General features: G+C 38.8%; 3 protein-coding genes. 2 read left to right on the top strand and 1 reads right to left on the bottom strand.

Features of this window, described 5'->3' with window-relative positions; translation table 11 throughout:
• Positions 1 to 488 (top strand): Uma2 family endonuclease (locus HMPREF9073_RS11005; protein ID WP_009413842.1); only part of this gene is annotated, 488 nt, incomplete at its 5' end.
• A 169-nt stretch (positions 489 to 657) separates the two neighbouring features.
• Positions 658 to 1,422: a hypothetical protein gene (locus tag HMPREF9073_RS11000; protein WP_009413841.1), complete on the top strand. Its 765-nt coding sequence runs from the start codon at positions 658 to 660 to the stop codon at positions 1,420 to 1,422.
• A gap of 79 nt (positions 1,423 to 1,501) precedes the next feature.
• Here the strand turns inward: HMPREF9073_RS11000 and HMPREF9073_RS16380 are convergent.
• The coding region (locus HMPREF9073_RS16380; RefSeq protein WP_009413840.1) for a hypothetical protein at positions 1,502 to 1,708 on the bottom strand (207 nt) is incomplete at its 5' end.

Below are 1,708 nucleotides of genomic sequence, written 5' to 3'. Positions count from 1 at the left end.
TCCTCAAAGGGAAGCTCTTCAAGATGTCAGCACCCTCTATCAATCACCAGAGGGTGTCGAGAAAACTATCTACTAAGATAGACAACTATTTAGAAGGCAAGCGGTGTGAAGTTTTTTCAGCGCCTTTTGATGTAGTGCTCAAAAACCCTAATGGAGAAGATAATACTGTATTACAACCCGATCTTTGTGTAGTGTGCGACCCCGAAAAGCTCGCCGATGGCAAACGCTGCTATGGAGCTCCTGATTGGGTGCTCGAAATCGTTTCTCCCAGCAATGTAGAAAAAGAACTAAGCAAAAAAATGCATATCTATGAAGAAGCAGGGGTAGCAGAATACTGGGTGCTACGCCCCGAAGAAAAGGAATTAGATATCTTTGTACTACAAGATAATGGCTATATAGGACTCAAGCCGCGCTTTGCAGGCGAAGTAGTATCCCCACAAAAATTCCCCGACTTGCAGATAAACCTAAGTGAGATATTTAGTAGTTAGGTTTCAGGTGTCAGGGGTCAGGGGATAGGATGCGTCACTACACTTTGGCAAAGTCTAAAACTTTGCCAAAGTTGATATGCTCGTCGTGCTACGACCTTTGCCAAATTTGATATTAAAAACTGCGTCCGCCTCATCCGACCAGTCCGCCTCGTCCGATAAATAAACAACTATGAAACATATTTTAATAACTTTGTTACTATGTGCGTCTTCTATATACGCACAAAATCCCTTAGAAGGTGAATGGATAACTTCCTCTCTGTTTGGTAATCTGAAAGAGGAATACCAAAACCTGCTTGTACTTACACAAAGAGAAGGTGAAAGAGTTGGTTATGCAACGGAATTTAAAAAGGACAACAAAAATCAATATATTTCGTATTATTTTGCCCCTTGTGGCAACGATTGTTTCCAATCTGTATCAGGAATATTTGAGCTTATAGCCCCCTCGTATGTGCGTCTGAATGCCTTAAATTTTAAGCAAAATGGCGATTGCGAAAAGAAAAACAAAACGTTGCATAACGATACCGCCGATTATTACATATACAAAGTCTCAAATAAGAAAATCTTCTTAGTGAAAAGCACTTCAAGAAATGAAAAAGAAGACGGAGAAAAGGCTAAAAACTATCTGTTAGTAACCGATATAAAGTACAATCTAGTGTATGACAGAAAGTACAAAATGAAAGTTGAGACTAAGGGTATAGCACCATTACCTGCACAAATAGAGGAATACGCCACCAATATACTCCAGTTAAAAGAATTCAAGATCATTATTTATAACAAATTAAGAGGGGCAGCAGTTTGGGTGTTTGCTGTAAAAGACCTTACCACAGGAGTTATAACCTATGTAACACAACAAAATTATATTGATACAGGAGGTAAAGAGGTCGCTCGCTTTTTTGATTGTACCGAAGCCGAAATGGAAAAGTTCAGAGAGTAACACCGAAGATTTGAAAAATTATAAGTTCGATGATGTACTTTTTCACTGGGAAGATAATTATTAAACCAACATATTTAAGTCACAGCAAATCAATGTAGATGACCTTTTTCGTGAGGTCACGAAAAAGGTTGAGATTGCCAAAGTTGATATTAAAAACTGCGTCCGCCTCGTCCGACCAGTCCGACTTGTCCGATAAATAAACAACTATGAAACATATTTTAATAACCTTGTTACTATGTGCGCCTTCTGTATACGCACAAAATCCCTTAAAAGGCGAATGGATAAC

This window comes from Capnocytophaga sp. oral taxon 326 str. F0382 (genome assembly GCF_000318295.1).
GTDB lineage: Bacteria > Bacteroidota > Bacteroidia > Flavobacteriales > Flavobacteriaceae > Capnocytophaga > Capnocytophaga periodontitidis.
Note: the sequence above shows the minus strand (reverse complement) of the source record. Positions and strands in the feature narration are given on the sequence as shown.

Bases quoted from the DNA above. Each gene is read 5' to 3' on its own strand.
- HMPREF9073_RS11000 (WP_009413841.1), top strand. From the start codon at position 658: ATGAAACATATTTTAATAACTTTGTTACTATGTGCGTCTTCTATATAC.